Here is a 16,660-nt window from a genome sequence, read left to right on the forward strand (position 1 = left end):
ATGTCTTTCCCGCTCCTTACGGTGACGGCAGCGGTGCCGGCGGTCGGTGCGGTCCTGACCGCCGCCGTGCCCGCCGCCCGCCGCACCGCCGCCAAGTGGCTGGCGCTGCTCGTCTCGCTCGCCACGCTCGTCCTCGCCGGACTCGTCTTCGCCCGGTTCGAGCCGGGCGGCGAGCGGTACCAGCTCACCGAGTCGTACGCCTGGATCAAGGACTTCGGCGTCCGCTACGAGCTGGGCGTGGACGGCATCGGGGTGGCGCTGATCGCGCTCACCGCGCTGCTGATCCCGTTCGTGATCCTGGCCGGCTGGCACGACGCCGACCCCCTGGAGACGTCCTCGAAGCGCTGGCGTCCGACCCAGGGCTTCTTCGCCCTGATCCTCATGGTCGAGGCGATGGTGATCCTCTCCTTCGAGGCCACCGACGTCTTCCTCTTCTACATCCTGTTCGAAGCCATGCTCATCCCGATGTACTTCCTCATCGGCGGCTTCGGCGACCGCGCCCACGCGGGCTCCGACGAGAACGCGGCGGCCCAGCGCTCCTACGCGGCCGTCAAGTTCCTCCTCTACAACCTGGTCGGCGGCCTGATCATGCTGGCCGCCGTCATCGGGCTCTACGTGGTCGCGGGGAACTTCTCGCTCACCGAGATCGCCGGGGCCCGGGCCAACGGCTCCCTGGAGATCGCGACCAGCACCGAGCGCTGGCTGTTCCTCGGCTTCTTCTTCGCCTTCGCGGTGAAGGCGCCGCTGTGGCCGCTGCACACCTGGCTGCCGAACGCGATGGGGGAGGCGACCGCCCCGGTCGCCGTCCTCATCACCGCCGTCGTCGACAAGGTCGGCACCTTCGCGATGCTCCGCTTCTGCCTCGGGCTCTTCCCCGAGGCCTCGAAGTGGGCCACGCCCGCGATCGTCGTCCTCGCCCTGATCAGCATCGTCTACGGGGCGCTGGTCGCCGTCGGGCAGCGGGACATCAAGCGCCTGGTCGCCTACGCGTCCATCTCGCACTTCGGCTTCATCATCCTGGGCATCTTCGCGATGACCAGCCAGGGCCAGTCCGGCGCCACGCTCTATATGGTCAACCACGGCATCTCGACGGCCGCCCTGATGCTGGTCGCCGGGTTCCTGATCTCCCGGCGCGGCTCGCGGCTCATCGCCGACTACGGCGGCGTGCAGAAGGTCGCCCCGGTGCTCGCCGGCACCTTCCTGATCGGCGGCCTCGCGACCCTGTCGCTGCCCGGACTCGCCCCGTTCGTCAGCGAGTTCCTGGTCCTGGTCGGCACCTTCGCCCGCTACCCGGTGGCCGGTGTCGTCGCCACCACCGGCATCGTCCTCGCCGCGCTCTACACCCTCGTCCTGTACCAGCGGACGATGACCGGGCCGGTGAAGGAGGAGGTGCGCGGGCTGCACGACCTGCGGCCGCGCGAGCTGGCCGTGGTCGTCCCGCTGATCGCCCTCCTGATCTTCCTCGGGGTCTTCCCGAAGCCGCTGACGGACGTGGTGAACCCGGCGGTGCGGCACACCATGTCCGACGTCCAGCAGAAGGACCCCCAGCCTGAAGTGGAGGCGGCCAAGTGAGCACTCCCGCCGTCGCATCCTCCGTCCACACCCTGTGGACGGCCGCCGCCGAGCCGCTGGAGAAGATCCCGGCGCCCCACATCGAGTACACGCAGCTCGCGCCCGTGCTCATCGTGGTCGGCGCCGCGGTCCTCGGCGTCCTCGTCGAGGCGTTCGTGCCCCGCCGGGGCCGCTACGTCGCCCAGGTCTTCCTGAGCGTCCTCGCGCTCGCCGCCTCCTTCGCCGCCGTCGTCGGCCTGGCGGCCGGCGGGTACGGCTCCACCAAGGCCCACATCGCGGCCATGGGCGCCATCGCGGTCGACGGACCCGCCCTCTTCCTCCAGGGCACCATCCTCCTGGCCTCGATCGTGGCGGTCTTCACCTTCGCCGAGCGCCGGCTCGACCCGGCCGACCACGGCCACCGGGTCGACTCCTTCGCCGCCGAGGCCGCCGCGGTCCCCGGCAGCGACCAGGAGAAGGCGGCGGTCAAGGCCGGGTTCACCACCACCGAGGTGTTCCCGCTCGCCCTCTTCGCCGTCGCCGGCATGCTGGTCTTCCCGGCGGCCAACGACCTCCTGACGCTCTTCGTCGCCCTGGAGGTCTTCTCCCTCCCGCTGTACCTGCTGTGCGCCGTCGCCCGCCGCAAGCGGCTGATGTCGCAGGAGGCGGCCGTCAAGTACTTCCTGCTCGGCGCCTTCTCCTCGGCCTTCCTGCTCTTCGGGATCGCCCTGCTCTACGGCTACGCGGGCTCCGTCTCGTACGCCACGATCGCCGACGTCGTCGACGGGACGGTCGCCTCGGTGAACCCGGCGCTCGCCGACACCATGGGGAACGACGCGCTGCTCCTCATCGGCTTCGCCATGGTCCTCATGGGGCTCCTCTTCAAGGTCGGCGCCGTGCCGTTCCACATGTGGACCCCCGACGTCTACCAGGGCGCCCCGACCCCGGTCACCGGCTTCATGGCCGCCGCGACCAAGGTCGCCGCCTTCGGCGCGCTGCTCCGCCTGCTCTACGTGGTGCTCCCGGGCCTCACGTGGGACTGGCGGCCGGTCATGTGGGGCGTCGCGATCGTGACGATGCTGGGCGGCGCGATCATCGCGATCACCCAGACCGACATCAAGCGGCTCCTGGCGTACTCCTCGATCGCGCACGCCGGGTTCCTCCTCGCGGGCGTCATCGCCGCCACCCCGAGCGGCATCTCGTCCGTCCTCTTCTACCTGGGGGCGTACTCCTTCGTGACGATCGGCGCCTTCGCCGTCGTCACCCTGGTCAGGGACGCGGGCGGCGAGGCCACCCACCTCTCCAAGTGGGCCGGTCTGGGCCGCCGTTCGCCGCTCGTCGCGGCGGTCTTCGCGGTCTTCCTGCTCGCCTTCGCCGGCATCCCGCTGACCTCCGGCTTCTCCGGCAAGTTCGCGGTCTTCAAGGCGGCGGCGGAGGGCGGCGCGGGCGTCCTGGTGGTGGTCGGCGTGATCTCCTCGGCGATCGCCGCCTTCTTCTACATCCGGGTCATCGTGCTCATGTTCTTCAGCGAGCCCAAGGCGGACGGCCCCACGGTCGCCGTGCCCTCGGCCCTGACCACGGTCACCATCACGGCGGGCGTGGCCGTCACCCTGGCCCTCGGCCTCGCCCCGCAGTACTTCCTGGACCTGGCGAACCAGGCGAGCGTGTTCGTGCGGTGACCCCGGACGGACGCGCGTGAAGGGCCCGGCTCCCCAGGAGCCGGGCCCTTCGGCGTACTTCACCCCCGCCGGGCGCCGTGCCATCGTGGGAGCCACACCGAATGGTCTGTACCAGTCGTGGAGGGATGGTTCCATGCGCGGCACCACGGTCTTACCCGGAGCGCCCTGCGCCGCGCCGAGGAACGGCGACCCGCCCGTGCACCGGCTCGAACTGCGGCTGCCCGACCAGGTGCCCTTCGCCGCCGGGGGGTTCGACGCGATGGGACCGATGTCGCGGGCCGCGTACCCGCACCGGCACACCTTCTACGAGATCGTGCACGTCGTCGAGGGGAGCGGGGTCCACGTGCTCGACCTGGAGCGGTACGAGGTGCGGCCGCCGCAGCTCGGGGTGATCCTGCCCGGACAGGTGCACCACTGGGAGGGCGTGCGCGGGCTCGAAGGGTCGCTCGCCCTCTTCACGCCCGAGTTCCTGGTCGGCGGACCCGACGACGAGGAACTGCTGCGGCGGCTCGGGGAGCGGCCCTGGGTGGACCTCGACGCCGCCACCCACGAGCGCACGGCCCGGCTGATGGGCGACCTGGCCGAGGAGTACCGGCACGGGGCCGACGGGTTCGCCGGGGTGCTGCGGTCCCTGCTCCACGTCCTCCTCGTGCGGACCGTCCGGCTGCCCGGCGGCACGGGCGGGGGAGGGGAGCCGTCGTCGGGCCTGGCCGGGGAGTTCCTGCGCCTCGCCCGTACCGCCGGGACCGCCGGGCTCTCCGTACGGGAGTGCGCCGAGCGGATCGGGGTGACGCCCGGGCACCTCACCGAGGTGGTGCGGGCCGCCACCGGACGCACCCCCGCCGCGCTGCTGCGCCAGGAGCGGGTGCGGGAGGCGCAGCGGCTGCTCGTCGCCACCGCGCTGCCCGTGCGGCAGGTCGCCGCGCGGGTCGGGTTCGAGGACGCCGCCTACTTCTGCCGCTTCTTCCGCAGGGAGGTCGGCCGCAGTCCCGGGCGCTTCCGAAAAGACCACGACCGCCGTGTTCCGTCCATCGAACCCGGTGCCGCGGGCCCCTAGGTTCGTTGCCGATCCCAGCCCCCACCCGAGGAGCCAGGCACATGGACCACGAGACCAGCACCGGGCACGTCAGCCGCAAGACCGTCCTGCGGGCCGCGCTCGCGGCCGGCATGGCGGCGCCCGCGGTGCTCATGGGCGTCCCCGCGCTCGCCCGCACCCTGACGGAGAGCGGCGAGGCGCCCGCGCTCACCCCCGCGTGCGACGACGGCGACGATCCCACCCCGGAGCAGATCGAGGGCCCGTACTTCAAGCCCAACTCCCCGCTGCGGACCAGCCTGTCGGAGGCCAACACCCCCGGCGTCCGGCTCACCGTCAGCGGGTACGCCTTCGGGCTCGCCTGCCGGCCGATATCCGGCGTCCTGCTGGACTTCTGGCAGGCCGACACCAACGGCGCCTACGACAACACCGGGTTCCGCTTCCGCGGCCACCAGTTCACCGGCGCCGACGGCTCCTTCAAGCTCACCACGATCGTGCCCGGCCTCTACCCGGGCCGCACCCGGCACCTCCACGTCAAGGTGCAGGCCCCCGGCCGCCCGGTCCTCACCACGCAGCTCTACTTCCCGAACGAGCCCCGCAACAACACCGACAGCCTCTTCGACCCGCGGCTGCTCATGACCGTGCGGGACGCGGGCGGCGCGCGCGAGGCCGCCTTCGACTTCGTCCTGAACGTGGCGCAGAACCCCGGCCCCACGCCGACGCCCACCCCGACCACCCAGCCGCCGGGGGGCAGTTGGGCGGTCGGCACGGCCTACAAGGCCGGGGACGCCGTCACCTACGGCGGGCTGGGCTACGTGTGCCTCCAGGCGCACACCGCCCAGCCCGGCTGGCAGCCGCCGAACGTCCCCGCCCTCTGGCGGGCCGCCTGACGGTCAGACGGCGGGGGCGATCCGGCCCCGGACCTCGCCCAGGGCGACCCGGGTGCCGTCCGGGCCCGGCGCCCACGCCGTCAGGACGACCTCGTCGCCGTCCTCCAGGAACGTCCGCTTGCCGCCGGACAGTTCGAGCGCGTCCCGCCCGTTCCAGGTGAGCTCCAGGAGCGAACCGCGCTGGTTCACCTCCGGCCCGGAGACCGTCCCGGAGCCGTACAGGTCGCCCGTGCGCAGCGACGCGCCGTTCACCGTCATGTGGGCGAGCTGCTGGGCCGCCGTCCAGTACATCGAGGAGAACGGCGGCTCGGCCACCACCTCGCCGTTGATCTCCACGGAGATCCGCAGGTCGAAGCCGCCCGGCTCCTCCTCGTCCGCGTCGTCCAGGTACGGCAGGAGGGGGAGGTCCCGTGCGGGCGGGGCGGTCCGGGCCGCGTCCAGGGCCTCCAGGGGCGTCACCCACGCCGAGACCGACGTCTGGAACGACTTGCCGAGGAACGGGCCGAGCGGCACGTACTCCCAGGCCTGCACGTCCCGCGCCGACCAGTCGTTGAGCAGCGTCAGGCCGAAGACGTGCTCCCGGAAGTCGGCGAGCGGCACCGGCCGGCCCAGCTCCGACGGGGTGCCGACCAGGAAGCCGACCTCCGCCTCGATGTCCAGCTTCACCGAGGGCCCGAAGACCGGCGCCGGGTCGGTGGGCGCCCTGCGCTGCCCCGAGGGGCGCACGACGTCGGTGCCGGAGACCACGACCGTGCCCGCGCGCCCGTGGTAACCGATCGGCAGGTGCTTCCAGTTGGGGGTGAGCGCGTCGCCGTCGGGGCGGAAGATCCGTCCCACGTTGGTCGCGTGGTGCTCGCTCGCGTAGAAGTCGACGTAGTCCGCGACCTCGTAGGGCAGGTGCAGCGTCACCGCGTCCAGGGGGTGGAGGAGCGGTTCGACGTCGGCCCGGTGCGCGGGGACGGTCACCCAGGCCGTGAGCGCCCGGCGGACGTCGCGCCAGGCGGTCCGCCCGGCGGCGAGCAGCGGGTTCAGGCCGGGCTGCGCGAGGAGTGACGCGTACGGCGAGCCGAGCGCGTGCGCCGCGGCCCCCGCGTCCAGCACGTACCCGCCGATCCGGACGCCGAGCCGGCGCCGGTCGGGCTCCTCGGCGGTGGAGAAGACGCCGTACGGGAGGTTGTGCGGGCCGAAGGGATCGCCCTCGGCCAGGTCGAGCGGGCTGTGCTCGGACATCGGTGCTTGCCTCGCTTTCCACGGGTGTTGGGGGACACGTTACGGGTCCGGCCGCCGGGCGCTGATGACATGGATCACACGGAAAGCGCGGCCTCCGTGGGCAACTGTCCGCGTTCGCTCCCTTTGCGTGCCCGCCGGTGTCTCCCCCCGGGTCCGAGCCGCGGGAACGGGCCTCCCGCGGGGGCGCCCCCGGCCCTACGATCACGGTGGTATCGCGCCGCGTGAAGCAGCCGCGGGCGCGCGCCCGCTTTCCCGCACTCTTCCCTGACCAGGAAAAAGGTCCCGCACTGTGAAGATCCGTCGCATTCTCGCGACCGCCGTGGCCGCCGCCGTGACCACCCCGGTCGTGTTCCTGTCCGCCGCCCCGGCGTTCGCCGACACCAAGCCGTCGTCCGCGTCGACGCAGAAGCCCGCGCGGGGCGAGGACGACAAGCCGCCGACGCTCGACGAGCTCAAGGCCGCGGTCGCGCTGGCGCAGAAGGAGTACGACGACGCCGTCGTCGCCCTCGCCGGGGCCGGGGCCGCCGTCGACGCCTTGGAGAAGGCCGACCACCCCCTCAGGGCCGCCGTCACCGCGGCCCAGAAGAAGGCCGAGGAGGCCGCCACCGCCAAGACCGCGGCCGACACGGCGCTCACCGAGGCGGAGCAGGCGAAGAAGGACCTTCCCGTCGACGCCACCCCCGAGCAGAAGCAGGCCGCCGACGACGCCGTCGAGGCCGCGAAGGGGAAGGCCGGGGAGGCCGCCACCGCCAAGACCGCCGCCGACACGGCGCTGAGCGCGGCCTCGAAGGACCTGGCCGACGCCTCGGCCGCCGCCTCGCAGGTGTTCCACCGCGCCGAGGTGGCGAAGGAGGAGGCCTCCCGGAAGCTCGACGACGCCAAGGAGGAGCTGGCGTCCTATGAGGACATGGAGGGCGTCTGCGAGCCGGACGAGGCCGTGAAGATCGCCCTGAGCGGCCCGGAGAAGGTCACCGCCGGAGAGCCCGCCGTCTTCTCGATGCGCGTCACCAACGCCTCCGACCGGACCCTGGACCTCGTCGACGTCTACGTCAACGCCCTGCGCGAGCCCGGCCCCGGCGAGGACATCGACGAGGACACGGACTTCGAGAAGTGGACGATCCCCGTCGAGTGGTCCTCGGCGGACGTCCTCGAATGGACTCCCGTCAGCGAGGAGTTCGAGTCCATCGAGGTCGGGAAGCTCGCCAAGGGCGCCCACTACGACGTGAAGCTGCGCCTCACGGTCGACGCCGGCGCCCCCGCCGGCGCGGGCTCGGTCTTCGCCTTCGGCCAGTACGAGAACAACGACTCCACCTGCGGCATCAGCCTGGACGACGGGTACACCGACTTCGACATCCTCGCCGCCAAGGACGACAAGCCGAAGCCGACCCCGACCCCGTCGCCCTCCACCTCGACGCCCGCCCCGGTGACCACCACCGGCACCACCGGCATCACCCAGCAGGGCGGTTCGTCCACCACCCCGGTGACGACCGGCGGCACCCTCGCCGCCACCGGCGCCAACGACGTCCTGCCGCAGCTCGGCCTGGCCGCCGCCGGGGCCGTCGCCCTCGGCGCCGGCGTGGTCTTCGCCGCCCGCCGCCGCAAGGCCGGCACGCAGGCGTAACCAGCGGTCCCGGATCCCCCGTACGCGCGCTCAGCCCGCCGTACGGGGGATCCGCTTCTCCCAGGTGCGGCGGAAGACGACCTCGTCGCCCTCCCGGCACACCACCTCGTTCCAGGTGTGGAAGGCCTCCGCGTCGCAGGTGATCTCCGAGCGGGTGTCCACGCCGACGTCCCAGCCCCGGTCGGGGCGGCGCAGCCGGATCGTCCAGTCCGAGCGGGTGCGGGCGGTCAGCGGGCCGCTCTCCTCGATCGTGTACGTCTCCAGGGCGTCCTCGGTGAACTCCAGCCCGTCCGGGTACACGCGCGTGCCCCCGTATTTCGGATCCACCTCCAGGCGCCACTCGCCCTTGGCCACGTCCCGGACCACCACCCGCTCCGGACGCCGCTCCTCCGGGGAGGCCGGGTGGACCACGCCCAGCGGCTCGGCCTGCTCCGGCTCCTCCCACACGACCGCGTCCTCGGTGCGGCGGCGGACCGGCAGGGTGAGGGAGGAGCCCGCCGGGTCGAGGGTGAAGCCCGCCGCGTCGGGCTGGGGCCAGATCCACGGCCAGTACGTGGAGGAGACCGCGAGCCGCACCCGGTGGCCGGGCGCGAAGGCGTGCCCGATGCCGTTCAGCTCGAAGGCGAAGCCCTCCGTCTCCCCGATCAGGGCCGGTTCGGCCCGGTCGCGGCCGCGGCGGGCGGAGAAGTTCAGGGCGCCCCGGGTGACGAGGGTGGAGGAGCCGTCCGGGGCGATGTCGCAGAGCCGGGCGATCACCTGCCCGGTGGGGGCGGCCGCGCGCAGGGACAGGTTCACCGACGGGCGGCCCAGGATCTCGACCGGGCCGCCGTCCTCGGGCACGGGGAAGTCGAAGCAGGCCGAGTGGGCGTCCTCCTCGCGCTGGTCGGGCGGCAGGTCGGCGTCGTTGCCGAAGGGGAAGAAGCGGCCCGCGTCGATCCCGGTCTGCTGGGGCGAGTCGACGACGACCGGGGAGCCCTGGAAGCCGTACGTGACGGGGGTGACGTGCGGGGAGGGCCAGGCGGGGTCGGCGACCCAGCGGCCCGGCAGCTCCTCGTAGACGGTGGCCGGCGGGTGCGAGTCGCTGATCCAGGACCGCAGCAGCGGCTCGTCCATCACGCCGTTCGCGGCCCCCTTGAGGTGGTGGTCCCACCAGCGCAGGGTCTCCTGGAGGAAGCCGATCGCGGGCCCCGGCGGCAGGCCCCGGTCCGGGTACTGGTGCGACCACGGCCCGACGATCCCGCGCACCCGGTCCGCCGGGAGGTGCTCGACGAGCCGCAGGACGGTGTCCCGGTACGGGTCGTGCCAGCCGCCCACGGCGAGGACGGCCGCCCCGATCGCCCCGTAGTCCTCGCAGACGCTGCCGTGCCTCCAGTAGGCGTCCCGGGTCTGGTGGGAGAGCCAGGTGTCGACGAGGGGCTCCACGGCCTCCAGGCGCCGCAGCCACATCGCGCGCCACTCCTCGCCCGCGTACTCCGGGTCCGGCGGCCGGGAGGCGAAGGCGAGCATGGTGGCGCCCCAGGCGTGCATGTCGACGCCGAGGACCGAGCCGCCCATGTAGTGCACGTCGTTGTCGTACCGGTCGTCGGTGGAGCAGACGGTGACGACCGCCTTCAGGGGCTCGGGGGCGAGGGCGGCGATCTGCAGCGAGTTGAAGCCGCCCCAGGAGATGCCGAACATGCCGACCCGGCCCGTGCACCAGGGCTGCTCGGCGAGCCAGTGCACCACGGCCACGCCGTCCGCCAGCTCGGTCGCGTCGTACTCGTCGCCCGGCAGCCCCCCGCTGTTGCCGTGGCCGCGCACGTCCACCCGTACGGAGGCGTAGCCGTGGCCCGCGTACCAGGGGTGGCGCTGGTGGTCGCGGGGCGCGGTCCAGTCGGTCAGGCGGTACGGCAGGTACTCCAGGAGCGCCGGTACGGGCTCCTCGGTGACCGGGCGCCACACGCGCGCGTAGAGCAGGGTGCCGTCCGCCATCGGGATGCGGACGTCCTCGCGGCGGGTCTCGTACGGGAAGTCGGTGCGGATCTTCGGCATCGGGTCACCTCGGGGACGGGAGAAGGCGGGGTGCGGCGCTCAGCGGACGGGGTGCATGGTGCGGCGCAGCCAGGGCGCCAGGGCGATCACGACGAGGCCGGCGGCGACGGCCACCGCGCCGTTCACGCCGAAGTACACGGGCTTGGGGACGTCGTCGTAGAGCTTCACGGTCTGGGCCTGGATCCCGTTGGCCAGGGCGAGGGAGAGGAACCAGAGCGACATCGTCTGGCTGGAGAAGGCCTTCGGGGCGAGCTTGCTGGTGGCGGACATCCCGGAGGTCTCCAGGAGCACGTCGCCGAGGCCGAGGAGCACGTACGAGCCGACGATCCACCAGGCGGCCATCCGGTAGGTGTCGTCCGCGTGCCCGGAGGTCGGCAGGACCATCAGGAGGAAGGACAGGCCGCCCAGGACCACCCCGAACGCGATCTTGTTCGAGACGTGCGGCTGGCGGTGGCCCATCCGGGACCAGACGGCGGCCACCACGGGCGCCAGGGCCACCTCGAAGGCGCCGAGGGCGGAGGCGTACCAGCTCGCCGGGAAGTCGAAGCCGAGGATCGTGGTGCGGGCGTTGGTGGAGGCCAGCAGGATCATCGTCGAGTACGCCTGGAAGAGGATGAAGTTGAACACCACCGAGGCCAGGAAGAGCACCGCGTACGGCCGCAGCCGGCCGCGCTCCTCGGGCGTGACCCGGGGGCTGGTGAACATCACCCGGAAGTAGACGACCGGCGCGACCACCGAGACCAGGGTCAGCACGTCCACGAACCGGTCGATCGTCAGCCACCCGGCCAGGGCCAGGACCGTGGCGACGACGGCCACCACGACCGCGCCCGCGACCATCAGCCGGACCGCCCGGCGCATGGCGTCCGGGGCGAGCGCGAACTCGGCGGCGTGCCTGCGTCCGGCCAGGTGACGCCGGCCCGCCACGTACTGCACCAGGCCGAAGGTCATGCCGATCGCGGCGGCCGAGAAGCCCCAGTGGTAGCCCCGGTGGTCGGCGAGCCAGCCGGTGATCAGCGGACCGGCGAAGGCGCCGATGTTGATCGCCGTGTAGTAGAGCGCGAAACCGGCGTCGCGGCGGTCGTCGTCCGTGCGGTAGAGCTTGCCGACCATCGTCGCCACGTTCGGCTTGAGCAGCCCGGTCCCGGCGCTGATCAGACCGAGCCCCACCCAGGTCATGGCGGCCGTGGGGACCGCCATGGAGTAGTGGCCGCAGGCGATCAGGATCCCGCCCCACAGGACGGCGCGGTACGAGCCGAGGACGCGGTCCGCGAGCCAGCCGCCGGCCACCGAGACCAGGTAGACCAGCGTGCCGTAGGCGGCGGAGACCGAGGCGGCGGTGCCCGGGGACATGCCGAGCCCGTCGTCGGCGACGGCGGCGGCGAAGTACAGGACGAGGATCGCCTGCATGCCGAGGAACGAGAACCGCTCCCAGACCTCCAGGCCCGAGAGGGTCAGCAGGCCCCTCGGGTGCCCGAGGAAGGCGTGGTCGTCCTCCGGCGGGGGCTGCTCGCCGTCCGGGTCGGTGTCGATGTTCGTTCGGGACAAAGCGCCTACTCCTGGTGGTATCGGCCGATCACGAACATACCGGGGGTGACGGGAAGGCGCCCACGGTGATCGAAAGGTGACCGGATACGCTGGCTTGAGTGAATCCAGCGACACATCGACAATCCGTGTGACCGTCCCGTGTGATCGCTGCCGACCGTGTAGCGACAGCAGGCGTCAGCAGACAGGAGACCCCCTCGTGACCGTCGTCGGGCCGTTCGGCCTCAGCGTGCGGGACCAGGCTCTTGAGGCCGATGTCCAGACCGGTCTGGCGGCCGTGGAGGCGGGCCTCCTGGCCGCCACCAAGAGCGACGTCCCCTTCATCACGGAGGCCGCGCAGCACCTCGTCCTGGCCGGCGGGAAGCGCTTCCGCCCGCTGCTCGTGATGCTCGCCGCCCAGTTCGGCGACCCCTACGCGCCCGGCATCGTGCCCGCCGCCGTGGTCGTCGAACTGACCCACCTCGCCACGCTCTACCACGACGACGTCATGGACGAGGCCGACGTCCGGCGCGGCGTCCCCAGCGCCAACACCCGCTGGGGCAACTCGATCGCCGTCCTCACGGGCGACTTCCTCTTCGCCCGCGCCTCCCACACGCTCGCGGACCTCGGCCCGGAGGCCGTCCGCATCCAGTCCGAGGCGTTCGAGCGGCTCGTCACCGGCCAGATCCTGGAGACCGCCGGGCCCGCCGACGGCCGCGACCCCGTCGACCACTACCTCGACGTCCTCGGCGGCAAGACCGGCTCCCTCGTCGCCGTCGCCTGCCGCTTCGGCGCGATGATGGCCGGCGCCGACGAGGGCGTCGTCGACACCCTCACCCAGTACGGCGAGCGGCTCGGCGTCGCCTTCCAGCTCGCCGACGACGTCCTCGACATCGCCTCCGACTCCCACGAGTCCGGCAAGACCCCCGGCACCGACCTGCGCGAGGGCATCCCGACCCTGCCCGTCCTGCGGCTGCGGGCCGCGGCCGCCGCGCACGGGCGCCCCGGGGACGTCGAGCTCGTCGCCCTCGTCGACGGCGACCTCACCGACGACGCCCGGCACGCCGAGGTCCTGCGCCGGCTGCGCGCCCACCCGGCCCTGGAGCAGGCCCGCCGGGACACCGTGCGGTACGCGGAGGAGGCCCGCGCGATGCTGGCGCCGCTGCCCGACGGCTACGCCAAGTCGGCGCTCGCGGAGCTGTGCGACGCGGTGGTGCACCGGGCGGGCTGACCGCCCGGCCGGTCCCTCCGGTCCCTCCGGTCCCTCCGGTCCTCCGGCTCCCGGGGCGAGCCCGCCTCCAGGTCCCGGGCGAGCGCGTGGAGCCAGACCTCCACGTCCGTGAGCGGGGCCAGCAGCGGCGCGGGCACCCGCTCCGCCACCTCCGGCGGCAGGGGCGCGGGACGGACCCGTACGCCGTCCGGGGGGAATCCCGCCGCCCGCACGGCCGCCGCGACCACCTCCTCGGCCGTCTCGTGCGCCCAGCGCCGGGCGTCCGCCGGAAGGCCGGGCATGCCGTCCGTACGGGGCAGCCAGTAGGCCCCGACCAGCGTCCGCGACCCGTAGTCCAGCACCGCGAGCCAGTCGTGGGCGGACCCGGCGGCGTCCGCGGCGGGCTCCGTCCGGTACTGCGCGTAGACCGCCTCGGCGATCCGGAGCCGGTGCAGGGTGAGCCGTACGCCGGGGGAGGCGGACCCGGCGGGGCCGGCGCCCTTCGCCTCCCCGGCCGGGACCGCGCCCTCCCCGGTCCCGTCCGTCACCGCCGCCGTCGTGGCCCGGACCACCGGCGCGGCGGCCCGCAGCAGGCCCGACATGCCGTACCGGATCTCGGCGCGGGCCCCCGCCGGCCAGGCGAGGAGGCCGCACAGCAGGCCGATCGCGCTGCCGGTGAGCACGTCGACCAGACGGGCCTCCGCGAGCCGCCAGGTCACCGGCGCGATCTGGGCGAAGGCCGTGGCGACGACGAGCGTGAAGAGCCCCTGGCCCCAGGACGGGCCGCCGAGCGGGCCCAGCGTGAAGGCCACCAGCATCATCGGCACGAGCAGCGCCGCGTACACGTCGGAGGCGCCCCCGGCCCCCACGATCAGCAGCCCCGCCGCGAACGCCCCCGCCAGGGTCCCGGCCGCCGCCGCCCGCACGGCCGACCAGGTGGCGCCCGCCGTGGTCCGCCCCAGGGTCAGGACGGCGAGCAGCACCCAGAAGCCGTGCGTCAGGTCGAGCGAACCGGCCACGAGCCGGGCGAGCGCCAGGCCGAGCGCGGTGCGCAGCGCGTTCTGGAAGACGACGGAGCGCCGGGTCAGATTGCCCCTGACCCGGACGGCCACCAGCCGGGCCGTCCCCTCCGCCGCGTACCAGAACTGCTCGCGGGGCAGCCCGTGGAGCCGCTCCCGGCCGCCGAGCGCGAGGGAGGCGGCCGTGCGGACGGTCACCGCCGACACGGCCGCCGTCAGAACGGTCGAACGCCGGACGAGGACGGTACGGAGGGTGGGGGCGGGCGGGTCGGGGGAGCCGGCCCGCGCCCCGGTGCTCTCCGCCGAGGCCCCGCGTGCCTTCAGGAAGTCCGCGATCATCTCTTCGAGGAGCTGCGGGCCGGGGAGGGGCCGTCCCCGGCGCCCCCCGCGCAGGGCTTCGGCCGTCTCCGTGCAGTTCGCCGCGATCCCCCGCAGCAGCTCCGCCGAGACCGTGTCCCCGGGGGCCGGGTCGTGCGCGGCGAGGAGGGCCAGCTGGTCCAGGAGCCGGCGGGTCGCGGCCCCCGCCTGGGCCAGGGCCCGGTCCGTCCGGCCCGCGCCCGTCGGCCGGGACCCGGCGGGCAGCCGCGACAGGCGCAGCTCCCGCCCGGCCGCCCCGAGCCGCCCGGCGGTCCCCGGGTCCGGCCCCTCCCCGCGGACGACCCCGGCGGCGGCGCGGGCCGCCAGGTCCAGGGCGTCGGCGATCCGCCCCCGGTACGAGGGCTCCGGCGCGTCCGGGAAGAACACCGCCTCGGCCAGGGCCAGGAGCGCCCCGCCGACGACGAGCCCGGCGAGCCGCTGCGGCAGCGTCCCCGGCTCGTACGGCGGGAAGCAGGCCAGGATGTAGAAGAGCTGGAGCCCGGGGGCGGCGCCCGCGATCCGGGGCCCGCAGGCCGCCCCGAAGGCCAGCGCGAACCCGACCGCCAGCATGCCCGCGACGGCCGGCCAGGTCCCGACCGCGAGCACGGTCCCGAGGACGACGAGCACGGCCGCGGCCGGCACCGCCCGCAGCACGGTCGCGGCGCGCTCCCGGCCCGCTCCGGGCAGCGGGGAGAGGATGCCGAACGCGATGGGGGTGAACAGGGCGTAGATCCCGGCCACCGGCCGGTCCAGGAGGTGGAGCGCCGGATAGAACCCGGCGGCGGTCGCGGCGGTGACGTGCGCGGCGTGGCGCCCGGTGCGCGCCGCCGCGGAGAGCCTTTCGGCCATGACGGTTCCTCTCGCGACCCGTCCCCCTCCCGCCAGTCTCGCCCGGGAGCACGGGCCCCGCCTTCGCGGAACCCGGAGTTCCGTATGTGCGGGTCCGGGCCGGTCTCGGGGTCGGGTCATCCCGAAGGGGTACGCGAGGTTGATCCCGGGGGCTGACGATTCCGTCCTCCCCGTTTGGTGGGATGGGGTACATCGACCACATGAGGCCGTTCGGGGCCTCTCCAGGGCGCACGGAGGTAGCGGAGACCATGGCAGCGAACGAAGTCCCCAGCGAGACCCCCAGCGAGGTTCGCGGCGAGGCTCGTGGCGAGACCCGTCGCAAGGCGAGCCGGTACGTCGTCCCTGTCGCGGTGGCCGGTGTGGCCGCGGCGACCATCGGTCTGGTCCCGGCGCTCGCGGCGGCCGGCGACCCGGACCTGCCGGAGATCACGGCCCAGCAGCTCATCGAGAAGATCGCGGGCTCGGAGACCCAGACCCTCTCCGGCACCTTCAAGGTCTCCACCGACCTGGGCCTGCCGGCCCTCGGCGGCCTGGCGTCCGGCCTCGGGGGCCAAGGCGGCGGGGCCTCCACGGCGGACCCCGCGCAGAAGCTCACCGAACTCGTCTCGGGCACCCACACGCTGCGCCTGGCGGCGGACGGCCCCGAGCGCCAGAAGCTGACCCTGCTCGACGGCTCCGACGAGTACAGCCTGATCCACGACGGCGACGACGTCTGGGCCTACGACAGCAAGTCGAACGAGGTCTTCCACGAGAAGGGCGCCTCGGAGGGCCCGGGGGCGGAGAAGCCGGAGGGGAAGGAGCTTCCGGCGACGCCCAAGGAGCTCGCGGACGAGGTCCTGAAGGCGGCGGGCGACACCACGTCGATCACGGTCGACGGCACGGCGCGGGTGGCGGGCCGGGACGCGTACCAGCTGGTGATCAAGCCGAAGCAGGCCGGTTCGACGGTCGCGTCGGTGAAGATCGCGGTGGACGCGGCGAACGGCACCCCGCTGAAGTTCACGCTCTCCTCGGTCGAGGGCGGCAAGCCGGTCGTGGACGCGGGCTTCACGAAGGTCGACTTCGCCCGCCCGGACGCGTCGGTCTTCGCCTTCGAGGCGCCGAAGGGCGCGAAGGTGACGGAGGGCGCGGCGGAGGAGGCGCGGAAGTCCCAGAAGCTCCCGGAGAACTTCGAGAAGGACTTCGGCAAGGAGTTCGGCGAGGGCTTCGGGGACTTCGGCAAGGGCCTGAACGTCCTCGGCGAGGGCTGGACGACCATCGCGAAGCTCGACACCGGCGCCCCGGCGCCCAAGACGGACGAGGCGCCGAAGGAGCTCCAGGGCCTCCTGGACTCCTTCGGCGACAAGGTCACCGGGAAGTTCGGCTCGGGCACCCTCTTCACGACGAAGCTGGTGAACGCGCTCCTCACCGACGACGGCAAGGTCTACGTCGGCGCGGTGACGAAGGACGCCCTGGTGGAGGCGGCGAACTCCGGCAAGTAGCGGCCGGACCGGTTGGGACCCCGGGCGGGTCGGGGGCGATGGTCACCGACCCGCCCGGGCGTTCTCTCGCCTTCCCGTGAGGGGCACGGGATTACGGGGTTACGGGAAGGTCAGCTTGAAGGCGTTGATGTAGCCGGTGTCGGCCGAGGCCTTGTCCTGGACGCGGAGCTTCCAGGCGCCGTTGGCGACCT

The 16,660-nt window shown here is 73.5% G+C and carries 12 protein-coding genes; 7 read left to right on the forward strand and 5 right to left on the reverse strand.

Annotated features, from left to right (window positions below; all coding sequences use genetic code 11):
- The 4 genes from ACIP5O_RS16065 to ACIP5O_RS16080 all read left to right on the forward strand — a co-directional run bounded on the left by ACIP5O_RS16065 (window position 1) and on the right by ACIP5O_RS16080 (window position 5,153).
- On the forward strand, window positions 1-1,572 hold the full coding sequence (locus ACIP5O_RS16065; RefSeq protein ID WP_401293469.1) for an NADH-quinone oxidoreductase subunit M: 1,572 nt from the start codon (window positions 1-3) through the stop codon (window positions 1,570-1,572).
- Window positions 1,569-3,230 carry an NADH-quinone oxidoreductase subunit NuoN gene (gene nuoN, locus ACIP5O_RS16070; protein ID WP_401293472.1) on the forward strand — a complete coding sequence of 554 codons (1,662 nt, stop codon included), beginning with the start codon at window positions 1,569-1,571 and terminating at the stop codon, window positions 3,228-3,230. Before ACIP5O_RS16065 ends, nuoN begins: the two co-directional genes overlap by 4 nt.
- Before the next feature lie 133 nt (window positions 3,231-3,363).
- On the forward strand, window positions 3,364-4,287 hold the full coding sequence (locus ACIP5O_RS16075; protein WP_401293474.1) for an AraC family transcriptional regulator: 924 nt from the start codon (window positions 3,364-3,366) through the stop codon (window positions 4,285-4,287).
- A gap of 41 nt (window positions 4,288-4,328) precedes the next feature.
- Window positions 4,329-5,153 carry a carbohydrate-binding protein gene (locus ACIP5O_RS16080; RefSeq protein ID WP_401293476.1) on the forward strand — a complete coding sequence of 275 codons (825 nt, stop codon included), beginning with the start codon at window positions 4,329-4,331 and terminating at the stop codon, window positions 5,151-5,153.
- A gap of 3 nt (window positions 5,154-5,156) precedes the next feature.
- Here ACIP5O_RS16080 and fahA read toward each other — a convergent pair whose 3' ends face one another.
- A complete protein-coding gene (fahA, locus tag ACIP5O_RS16085) occupies window positions 5,157-6,383 on the reverse strand; it encodes a fumarylacetoacetase (RefSeq protein ID WP_401293479.1) in 1,227 nt (408 codons plus the stop codon).
- A 289-nt stretch (window positions 6,384-6,672) separates the two neighbouring features.
- Between fahA and ACIP5O_RS16090 the strand changes: the two genes are divergently transcribed.
- Window positions 6,673-8,004, forward strand: coding sequence for a peptidase (locus ACIP5O_RS16090; protein WP_401293482.1), 1,332 nt, complete (start codon window positions 6,673-6,675; stop codon window positions 8,002-8,004).
- A 30-nt stretch (window positions 8,005-8,034) separates the two neighbouring features.
- On the opposite strand, the gene ACIP5O_RS16095 is transcribed toward ACIP5O_RS16090, so the two are convergent.
- The gene (locus ACIP5O_RS16095; RefSeq protein ID WP_401293485.1) at window positions 8,035-10,035 is read right to left on the reverse strand and encodes a CocE/NonD family hydrolase; all 2,001 of its coding nucleotides are present in this window, start codon (window positions 10,033-10,035) and stop codon (window positions 8,035-8,037) included.
- 39 nt (window positions 10,036-10,074) lie between these two features.
- Window positions 10,075-11,580 (reverse strand): peptide MFS transporter, encoded by a 1,506-nt coding sequence (locus ACIP5O_RS16100; RefSeq protein WP_401293487.1) that lies wholly within the window; start codon window positions 11,578-11,580, stop codon window positions 10,075-10,077.
- A 196-nt stretch (window positions 11,581-11,776) separates the two neighbouring features.
- On the opposite strand from ACIP5O_RS16100, the gene ACIP5O_RS16105 reads away from it, so the two are divergent.
- Window positions 11,777-12,787 (forward strand): polyprenyl synthetase family protein, encoded by a 1,011-nt coding sequence (locus ACIP5O_RS16105; RefSeq protein ID WP_401293490.1) that lies wholly within the window; start codon window positions 11,777-11,779, stop codon window positions 12,785-12,787.
- Here ACIP5O_RS16105 and ACIP5O_RS16110 read toward each other — a convergent pair.
- Window positions 12,730-14,991, reverse strand: a complete 2,262-nt coding sequence (locus ACIP5O_RS16110; RefSeq protein ID WP_401293493.1) for an FUSC family protein — start codon at window positions 14,989-14,991, stop codon at window positions 12,730-12,732. The genes ACIP5O_RS16105 and ACIP5O_RS16110 overlap by 58 nt on opposite strands.
- Window positions 14,992-15,239: 248 nt before the next feature.
- On the opposite strand from ACIP5O_RS16110, the gene ACIP5O_RS16115 reads away from it, so the two are divergent.
- Complete coding sequence (locus ACIP5O_RS16115) at window positions 15,240-16,469, forward strand: outer membrane lipoprotein carrier protein LolA (RefSeq protein ID WP_401293496.1); 1,230 nt, start codon at window positions 15,240-15,242, stop codon at window positions 16,467-16,469.
- 99 nt (window positions 16,470-16,568) lie between these two features.
- Here ACIP5O_RS16115 and ACIP5O_RS16120 read toward each other — a convergent pair.
- Window positions 16,569-16,660: proprotein convertase P-domain-containing protein (locus tag ACIP5O_RS16120; RefSeq protein ID WP_356542887.1), on the reverse strand; the 92-nt coding region annotated here is incomplete at its 5' end.

The organism is Streptomyces sp. NPDC088915, from assembly GCF_044749825.1.
Classification (GTDB): Bacteria; Actinomycetota; Actinomycetes; order Streptomycetales; family Streptomycetaceae; genus Streptomyces.

What these genes read in the sequence shown, in the direction of transcription:
- ACIP5O_RS16065 (WP_401293469.1), top strand. Translation starts at nt 1, where the DNA reads ATGTCTTTCCCGCTCCTTACGGTGACGGCAGCGGTGCCGGCGGTCGGT.
- ACIP5O_RS16075 (WP_401293474.1), top strand. Translation starts at nt 3,364, where the DNA reads ATGCGCGGCACCACGGTCTTACCCGGAGCGCCCTGCGCCGCGCCGAGG.
- ACIP5O_RS16080 (WP_401293476.1), top strand. Translation starts at nt 4,329, where the DNA reads ATGGACCACGAGACCAGCACCGGGCACGTCAGCCGCAAGACCGTCCTG.
- fahA (WP_401293479.1), bottom strand. Translation starts at nt 6,383, where the DNA reads ATGTCCGAGCACAGCCCGCTCGACCTGGCCGAGGGCGATCCCTTCGGC.
- ACIP5O_RS16095 (WP_401293485.1), bottom strand. Translation starts at nt 10,035, where the DNA reads ATGCCGAAGATCCGCACCGACTTCCCGTACGAGACCCGCCGCGAGGAC.
- ACIP5O_RS16110 (WP_401293493.1), bottom strand. Translation starts at nt 14,991, where the DNA reads ATGGCCGAAAGGCTCTCCGCGGCGGCGCGCACCGGGCGCCACGCCGCG.
- ACIP5O_RS16115 (WP_401293496.1), top strand. Translation starts at nt 15,240, where the DNA reads ATGGCAGCGAACGAAGTCCCCAGCGAGACCCCCAGCGAGGTTCGCGGC.